Source organism: Nonomuraea sp. MG754425 (assembly GCF_021699195.1).
Lineage (GTDB): Bacteria > Actinomycetota > Actinomycetes > Streptosporangiales > Streptosporangiaceae > Nonomuraea.
The window spans coordinates 58164-65695 of sequence record NZ_SSXE01000093.1 but is presented as its reverse complement, the minus strand read 5'-3'; the positions used below and the strand labels follow the sequence as shown (position 1 = coordinate 65695).

Sequence of the window (7532 nt, the reverse complement as noted above, 5' to 3'; positions counted from 1 at the left end):
CTGCCCGACGCTCCCCCCGACGGCTTGCCCGGCACCCTGCCCCGCACCTTGCCCGACACCCTGCCCGACACCCTGGCCAGAACCCTGCCCGGCGCTCGGCTCGGCGCTCGGCCCGGCGCCCTGCCCGGCCGCGGGCATGGTGGCCGGCTTGGCGTTCTGGCCGGTGCTGCGGCCGAGTTCGACCCGCCGGGCCGACGGGGGCGCGAACACCTCCACCTGCCCGGCGACCGTGTCGGCCGCCAGGCGCACGACGTCGCCCCGCGACTCGGCCGAGCGGACCAGTTCCGTGCCGCGCACCAGCACCGGGCCCGCCGCCGTCGAGGCCCGCCAGAAGCGCGCCGCCTCCTCGTCCGTGCCGATCAGCAGCAGCGACGGCCGCCGCCCGCCGCCCGTGACGAGCACGCGCGCCAGCCCTTCGTGCGTGTAGTCGAGCCGCAGGTCGCCGCCGCCGTAGGAGGCGAGCACCGAACCTTCGAGCACCCTGACCACCGGCTCGGAGGAGTAGCGCAGGACCGTCGCCCCGGGCGAGCCGGCGGTGCCGTACAGGACCGCGACGTCGCGTCCGCCGATGGCGGCGTGGGTGAGGATCTCGGAGGTGGACACGGCCAGCCGCTGCCCGCCCAGGTCGTACCCGGCCACCAGCACGTGCGCGTCCCGCCCCTTGACCTGCGCGGGGAGCTGGTACCGCCCGTCGGGCGCGGCCCAGTCGAGGGTGGCCGTGTCGGTGCCGGTCGCGGCCCGGTCGGTGTGCCGGAGCAGGACGAACTGGGTGCCGGTGTCGGGGTTCGCGCGGGCGACGGTGGTCAGGGCGGCGGCGTCCGGGACGGCGGGCGAGGCGACGGCGTCGGTCTTGGCGAGCGGGGTGACCGCCTCCAGGAAGTAGCCCTGGCGCTTGAACTCGTCGTACTTGAGCGTCAGCCGCCTGGCCTCGGTGATCGCGGCGCCGTAGTCGTAGGAGGTGTAGACGTCGTTGGGCTGGGCCAGCCAGCCCCAGTTCGTGCCGCCGTACCCCATGTAGTACGAGAACATCGTGGCGCCGGTCTGCATGAGGTTGTTCTTGTAGAAGAACTTCATGAAGGCGGGGCCGGTCAGCTCGCGGCACCTGTCGTAACCGGCGTTGTTCAGGTCGATGGCCCCGGCCTGGTACTCGGCGGCGAAGACGGGGATGTCGTCGCGCAGCTTCTCGGTCAGGCCCTCGCCCCAGGGGCCCCACAGGTCCGGGGTCGCGCACTCGAACGACTGCGGGTAGTCGTCCACGCCCGGGATCTGCACCGCGCCGGGCCCGCTCGCCCAGGTCGAGCTCCAGCTCCCGGCGTCGCAGCAGTCGTTGGTGGTGATCGGCACGACGATGCCGTCCGCTCTGGCCTGGTGCTGGATGTCCTGCATGTACGCGGCGTCGGTGTTGACCTGGTACTCGTTCTCGGCGTTGTAGAGGATCACCGGGCCGCCGTTCGTGACCTGGTGGCGGGCGAGGATCGGGTTGATCCGGTGCAGCCACTCGCGGTAGGCGGCCTGGTAGCCGGGCTCGCTGCTGCGGGCCCGGCCCGGCACGGTCTTCAGCCAGGCGGGGAAGCCGCCGCCGGTGCTCTCGGCGTTGATGTACGGCCCCGGCCGCGCGATCACGTACAGCCCGGCCTCGCGGGCGGTGCGCAGCAGCCGGTCCACGTCACGCACGCCGGTGAAGTCGTACACGCCGGGCGACGGGGAGTGGTAGGCCCACGAGAAGTAGAGCGAGACGGCGTTGAACCCGGCCGCCCTGAACTTCTCCATCACGTCCCGCCACAGCTCCTGGCTGGGCAGCCGGAAGTAGTGGAACTCGGCCGACTGCAGGACGATCCTGCGGCCGTCCACCGTCAGGGAGTAGCGGTCGTAGGTGACCTCGGGCGCGGCGCCGGCCCGTGCGGGCGCGACGAGGGCCGCGCAGGTCAGGAGCAGGGCCAGGAGCACCGAGAGCAAGCGCCTCATGGTCGCCTTCCAGGGGGTGGGCTCGGACGGCACGCGACCCCCTTAATTTGGGGATCATCCAAACAAAAGTCAATGAGATCGCCGCGAGCGGCTGCGCCCCCGCTCCCCCGGCCCGCGCGGCGTCCCGGCGGACCTGTCCCGTTACGGGAACGTTACGAGTCGCGCGGAACCGCCCACAGAGGTATCGTCGCAGCTCACAGCCCTGATGTCAGGACGGGTACGTTTTTTTCCGGGTTATTGACGAAAAACACCGGGCGTAGGCAGACTCTCCGTCATGTCACAACCCCGTGGCCCCCTGTCACAACTCCGGCGTGGGCACGAAGAGCTCGTGCTGGGGCTGCTGCGCAAGCACGGTCCGCTCAGCCGGGGCGAGCTGGGCAAACGGTGCGGGCTGTCCCGTACGACCCTCTACGACATCCTCGCCGCGCTCGTCGCCGGCGGCGCGGTGGTCACCGCCACGCCGCAGGAAGCCCCGCGCGGCCGGGGCCGGCCCGCCGAGACGCTGACCCTCAACCCCGACGCCGGCCAGGCGATCGGCATCGACTTCGCGCGCCGCGCGCTGCACGTCGCCGCCGTCAACCTGGCGCACGAGGTCGTCGGCTCGGCCAGCGAGCCGCACGACGCCGACCTGCCGTGGGAGCAGCGGGTCGAGCTGGCCGCGCGGCTCGTCGGCTCGCTCACCGGCACCGGCGCGGGCGCGCTGCGGCTGGGCGCGCTCGACGCGATCGGCGTCGGCGTGGTGGGCGTGGTCGGCTCGCGGGCCGCGTACGACGCCGCGCACCCCGGCACGGAACCGGACGGCGGCGTCGCGCCGCATCCCGCACAGATGCTGCTGCGCGAGCGGTTCGGCGTGCCGGTGCTGCTGGACAACAACACCCGGCTGGCCGCGCTGGGCGAGTCCATCTGGGGCGCCGCCGCCGGCGGCCAGGACGTCCTGTACCTGCGCCTGTCCCACGGCGTCGGCGGCGGCCTCGTGGTGGGCGGCTCGCTGCACCGCGGCGCGTACGGGCTGTCCGGCGAGTTCGGCCACATCACGGTCGAGCCCGGCGGCGCGCGCTGCGACTGCGGCGGCACCGGCTGCCTGGAGACCGTCGCCTCGATCAGAGCCGTGCTGGACGCCTTCCGCGCCGCCGGCGGCCGGGCCGCGGACGTGCCCGAACTGGTCAAGGCGGTCCGGGCGGGCGAGCCGACCGCGCTCACCCTGCTGGACGGCGTCGGAACCAGGATCGGCGAGGTGCTCGCGGCCCTGTGCAACGCCATCGGGCCCAGCGTCATCGTGATCGGCGGCGAGCTCGCCGAGACCGGCGCAGCGCTGGCCGGGCCGATCGAGCGGGCCCTGCACGACCACGTCATGCCGGTCTCCCGGCACCGGGTGAGCCTGCGCCGCGCCACGCTCGGCGAGGTCGCGGGCGCCCTCGGCGGCATCGCCCTGGTGCTGCACGAATCCCCCCTGCTCTCCCGCTATCCGGCCGGCCCGGATCTCGCGCAGGACCCGACCCCCGACAAGGAGCTTCGATGACCCAGCTCACCGCGCTGGGCAAATCGCCGGCGGCGCGGACCGCCCGGCGCGGCCCCAGGCGCTCGCGACGCGCCATCGCACTCAACCTGGTCGCCGTCGTCATCGGCCTGGCCGTGTGGACCCTGCTGGCCACGATCGGCGTGCAGGGCCTGCCGGGACCGCTCGAAGTGGCGGCCAAGGCGGGCGAGCTGATCGCCGACGGGACCCTGCTGACGGACACGCTGGCCAGCCTGCGCCGGGTGCTGATCGGCTTCCTGCTCGGCACGCTGCTGGCCATCCCGGTCGGCTTCCTGATGGGCTGGTACGCCACCGCGCGCGGCCTGCTGGAGCCGTACGTGCAGTTCTTCCGCACCATCCCGCCGCTGGCGATCATCCCGCTGGCCATCGTGCTCCTGGGCATCGGCGAGGTGCCGAAGGTCTTCGTGATCTTCCTGGCGTCGTTCCTGTCCAGCGTCGTGTCCACCTTCCAGGGCGTCGTGGACGTGGACCGGACGCTGATCAACGCCGCCCGCGTGCTGGGGGCCTCCGACCGCACCATCTTCCTCAAGGTCGTGGTGCCCGCCTCGACGCCGTTCATCCTGGTCGGCATGCGGGTCGGGCTCGGCTCGGCCTGGGGCACGCTGGTCGCCGCCGAGCTGATCGCCGCCCAGGAGGGGCTGGGCTTCCGGATGCAGCAGGCCCAGCTCTACTACGACCTGTCCACCATCTTCGTGGGCCTGATCGCCATCGGCGTGCTCGGCCTGCTGATGGACCGCCTGCTGCTGCTCGCCGAGCGCCGCCTCACCAACTGGCAGGAGCGCCGTTGAACGCCAAGATCTCGTTCAGGGACGTCGTCAAGACCTATCCGATGAAGGAGGGCACCTTCACCGCGCTCGACCACGTGTCGCTGGACATCGCCGACCGCGAGTTCGTCACCGTCGTGGGCCCCTCCGGCTGCGGCAAGAGCACGCTGCTGAGCATGGCCGCCGGCCTGGTCGAACCCACCTCGGGCGCGGTGCTGGTGGACGGCGCGCCGGTCGGCGGCCCCGGCCCCGACCGCGGCGTGATCTTCCAGCAGTACGCGCTGTTCCCCTGGCTGAGCGTGCGCAAGAACGTCGAGTTCGGGCTCAGGCTGATGAACCTGCCCGCCGAGGAGCGCCGGCGGCGGGCCGGGCGGGCGATCGAGCTGGTCGGGCTGGCCGACTTCGCCGACGCGCTGCCCAAGACGCTCTCCGGCGGCATGAAGCAGCGCTGCGCCATCGCCCGCGCGTACGCGGTCGACCCGCAGGTGCTGCTCATGGACGAGCCGTTCGGCGCGCTCGACGCGCTGACCCGGGTGCAGCTCCAGGACCAGCTCCTCGACACGTGGAGCCAGGAGCAGCGCACGGTCATGTTCATCACGCACGACGTGGACGAGGCCGTCTACCTCGCCCGGCGCGTGATCGTGATGGCGGCCAGGCCAGGCCGCCTGCACAAGGTCATCGACGTGGACCTGCCCTACCCGAGGACCGAGGAGATGCGGTTGTCGCCCGAGTTCGGACGCATCCGCAACGAGGTCTGGCACGCCGTCTACCACCAGGCTCCGGCCGTACCCGCGGCCTAGCGAACCCCTCCAGAAAGGACTGATCCGCCATGCGTATCCTTCGCCGCGCCCTGACGGCCGCCACGGCGGTGAGCCTGCTCGCACTGTCCGTGACCGCCTGCTCCGACGACGGCTCCACGGTCCGGTTCGGCTACATCAGCGACTACAACGGCGCGAGCCTGCTCGCGATCGCCCAGAAGCAGGGCCTGTGGGAGAAGCAGGGTCTCACCCCCGAGATCAAGGTCTTCACGAACGGGCCGCTGCAGATCCAGGCGCTCGGCGCCGGCGACCTCGACTTCGGCTACATCGGCCCGGGGGCGATGTGGCTGCCCGCCACGGGCAAGGCCAAGGTCGTCGCGATCAACACGCTCGCCTACGCCGACCGCGTCATCGGCCGGCCCGGCGTCAAGAGCATCCAGGACCTGAAGGGCAAGAAGGTCGGCGTGCCGGAGGGCACGTCCGGTGACATGGTGCTCAACCTGGCGCTGCAGAAGGCCGGCATGAGCGCCACGGACATCGAGAAGGTGCCCATGGACCCGGCCACGGTCGTCTCGGCCTTCGTCGCCGGGCAGATCGACGGGGCCGGCATCTGGTACCCGCTGATCGACAACATCAAGCAGAAGGTGCCGGACCTGACCGAGCTGGCCAGCACCAGGCAGTGGCCGGAGAACTCGTTCCCGACCGCCTTCGTCGGCGGCACCCAGGTCGACGCCGGGCTCACCGACAAGGTGATCAAGGTGCTGCAGGAGGCCAACGACTGGCGGGCCGCGCACCCCGAGGAGTCGATCACGGAGGCGGCGTCCCTGCTCAAGCTGGACGCGGCCAAGGTCAAGGCGGACGCGGCCAACGTCCAGGTGATGACCACCGAGGATCTGGTCGCCAAGACCAAGGACGGCACCGTGGCCACGTGGCTCAACAGCCTGGGCGACTTCTTCGTCAGCACCGGCCAGCTCAAGTCCAGGCCCGACCCCGCGACGTACTACACCGGCGACCTCTACACGAAGGCTTTCACCAAGTGAACCTGCTGTTCCTGATGACCGACCAGCACCGCGTCGACACCCTGGGCTGCTACGGCAACCCGCACGTGGCCACGCCCAACCTCGACAGGCTGGCCGCCTCCGGGACGCGGTTCGACCGGTTCTACACGCCCACGGCCATCTGCACGCCGGCGCGGGCCAGCCTGCTCACCGGGCAGGCCCCGTTCCGGCACCGGCTGCTGGCGAACTACGAGCGCAACGTCGGTTATCTGGAGGACCTGCGTCAGGACGCCTTTACCTTCCCCGAGGCGCTGAAGGAGCGCGGCTACAACCTCGGGCTGATCGGCAAGTGGCACGGCGGCACCAGCAGGAACGCCGCGTCGTACGGTTTCGACGGGCCCGACCTGCCCGGCTGGCACAACCCGGTCGACCACCCCGACTACCTGGCCTATCTGGAGGAGCGGGGGCTGCCGCCGTACCAGATCTCCGACCTGATCCGGGGCACCACCCCGAACGGCAACCAGGGCAACCTGCTGGCGGCGCGGCTGCACCAGCCGGCCGAGGCGACGTTCGAGCACTACCTGGCGACCCGGGCGATCGAGCACATGGAGCGGTACGCGGCGGAGGGCAGGCCGTTCTTCCTGGCCACCCACTTCTTCGGGCCGCACCTGCCGTACCTGCTGCCGGACGAGTACTTCGACATGTACGACCCGAGCCTGGTCGAGCTGCCGCCGTCGATCGCGGAGACGTTCGAGGGCAAGCCGCCGGTGCAGCGCAACTACAGCGACCACTGGACGTTCGACACGATCCCGATCGAGGTCACCCGCAAGCTGATCGCGGTCTACTGGGGTTACGTGACGCTGATCGACCAGCAGATCGGCCGCATCCTCGACCGCATGGACGAGCTGGGCCTGACGGACCGGACGTCGGTGTTCTTCACCTCCGACCACGGCGAGTTCACCGGCGCCCACCGGCTGCACGACAAGGGCCCGGCCATGTACGAGGACATCTACCGCATCTGCGGCATCGTCCGGATCCCGGGCGCGCCGCCGCAGGTGCGCGAGGAGTTCGTGACGCTCACCGACTGCACGGCGACGATCCTGGAGCTGGCCGGCTGCGACCCGAAGCCGGCCGTGGACAGCCGCAGCCTGGTGCCGCTGGTGCGCGGCGAGCACCCGGAGTGGCCTGGCGAGCTGCTCGCCGAGTTCCACGGCCACCACTTCCCCTACCCGCAGCGCATGATCCGCGACGACCGCTACAAGCTGGTCGTCAACCCGGAGTCGGTCAACGAGCTGTACGACCTGCACACCGACCCGCACGAGCTGAGCAACCGCTACACCCATCCGGAGCTGGCCCCCGTCCGCCGCCGCCTCATGCGCAGGCTGTACGACCTGCTGCGCGACCGCGGCGACAACTTCTACCACTGGATGACGCCGATGTACGACATCGGCACGTCGGACTACGACCCGACGCTGAGCGCCTTCGAGAAGGAGCCCACTGGTTGACCGGG

General features: G+C 71.3%; 6 protein-coding genes. 5 read left to right on the top strand and 1 reads right to left on the bottom strand.

What is annotated here, in order from left to right; genetic code table 11:
- Positions 1-1965 (bottom strand): beta-galactosidase (locus tag FAF44_RS29225; RefSeq protein WP_237106511.1); only part of this gene is annotated, 1965 nt, incomplete at its 3' end.
- Between the two features lie 274 nt (positions 1966-2239).
- Here FAF44_RS29225 and FAF44_RS29220 point away from each other — a divergent pair.
- From FAF44_RS29220 to FAF44_RS29200, 5 genes are read left to right on the top strand one after another with little or no spacing between them, the layout of a single operon-like run.
- Positions 2240-3484, top strand: a complete 1245-nt coding sequence (locus FAF44_RS29220; protein ID WP_237106510.1) for an ROK family transcriptional regulator — start codon at positions 2240-2242, stop codon at positions 3482-3484.
- Positions 3481-4290 carry an ABC transporter permease gene (locus tag FAF44_RS29215; RefSeq protein ID WP_237106509.1) on the top strand — a complete coding sequence of 270 codons (810 nt, stop codon included), beginning with the start codon at positions 3481-3483 and terminating at the stop codon, positions 4288-4290. Before FAF44_RS29220 ends, FAF44_RS29215 begins: the two co-directional genes overlap by 4 nt.
- Positions 4287-5066, top strand: a complete 780-nt coding sequence (locus FAF44_RS29210) for an ABC transporter ATP-binding protein (protein WP_237106508.1) — start codon at positions 4287-4289, stop codon at positions 5064-5066. The genes FAF44_RS29215 and FAF44_RS29210 overlap by 4 nt, the downstream gene beginning before the upstream one ends.
- A 29-nt stretch (positions 5067-5095) precedes the next feature.
- On the top strand, positions 5096-6064 hold the full coding sequence (locus FAF44_RS29205; RefSeq protein WP_237106507.1) for an aliphatic sulfonate ABC transporter substrate-binding protein: 969 nt from the start codon (positions 5096-5098) through the stop codon (positions 6062-6064).
- Entirely contained in the window at positions 6061-7527 is a 1467-nt protein-coding gene (locus tag FAF44_RS29200; RefSeq protein ID WP_237106506.1) for a sulfatase-like hydrolase/transferase, read from the top strand. The genes FAF44_RS29205 and FAF44_RS29200 overlap by 4 nt, the downstream gene beginning before the upstream one ends.
- Positions 7528-7532: the final 5 nt, after the last annotated feature.